Origin of the sequence: Streptomyces chilikensis (assembly GCF_001642695.1) — a bacterium.
GTDB classification, from domain to species: domain Bacteria; phylum Actinomycetota; class Actinomycetes; order Streptomycetales; family Streptomycetaceae; genus Streptomyces; species Streptomyces chilikensis.
On sequence record NZ_LWCC02000050.1, the window covers coordinates 1 to 874 of the forward strand.

1 protein-coding gene is annotated in these 874 nt (G+C 66.8%); it reads left to right on the forward strand.

Features of this window, described 5'->3' with window-relative positions:
• Positions 1–115 precede the first annotated feature (115 nt).
• Positions 116–865, forward strand: coding sequence for a transposase family protein (locus A2U95_RS21890; RefSeq protein WP_166025908.1), 750 nt, complete (start codon positions 116–118; stop codon positions 863–865).
• Positions 866–874 lie beyond the last annotated feature (9 nt).

The following is an 874-nucleotide window of genomic DNA, read 5'->3' on the forward strand; positions in this document are numbered from 1 at the left end:
TGAGCTTCTTCGAGGTGGGCCCCGATCAGGTGACCCCAGCCGAACGCAACGATCGAGGCCCCCAGGCTGTTGATCGAGATGTCTGACGTCTCAATCACGCTGCTCGGGGGCCTCGTTGGTCATCTATCGTGCCGCACTCGACCTGCCACATGCGCTCGTGGAGTGGGTCACCATGCTCATCGTCACCCGTGAGGGGGACCGCCGCTGCAAGCTCCGCCCGTCCCAGCGCGCGATGGTGGCACTGGTGTACCTGCGTGAGCACATCACCCTGGCGAAGATCGCCGCCGGGTTCGGAATCAGCGAGTCCACCGCCCACGCCTACACCAGCGCGGTTATCCACCTGCTCGCTGAACGCGCACCGGGCCTGCTGAAGGTCCTGCGCGAGACCGACCCCGACTTCGTCCTGCTGGACGGCACCCTCGCCGAGTGCGACCGGGTCGGCGACTCACGCGCGGACTACTCCCACAAGCACCGCCGGCACGGCGTGAACGTGCAGGTAGTCACCGACCCGGTCGGCCGGCTGCTGTGGATCTCGCCGGCTCTGCCGGGCCGAGCACACGACCTGACCGCGGCACGCACCCATCGGATCATCCGGATCTGCGAGCGCCAAGGCGTCCCTATCCTGGCCGATCTTGCCTACCAAGGCGGCGGCCCCTGGCTGACCACGGGCATCAAACGCAGACCCCTGAAGGAACTCACGCTCACCGAAAGGACTCTCAATCAGGCCCTGGCCACGGCACGGGCACCGGTCGAACGCGGAGTGGCCCGCCTGAAGTCCTGGCGGATCTTCCGCAAGGCCCGATGCAGTCCGAACCGCATGACGTCAATCGCCAAGGCGGTCCTCACCCTGGAGCGGCAACGCTGAAGAAGCTCA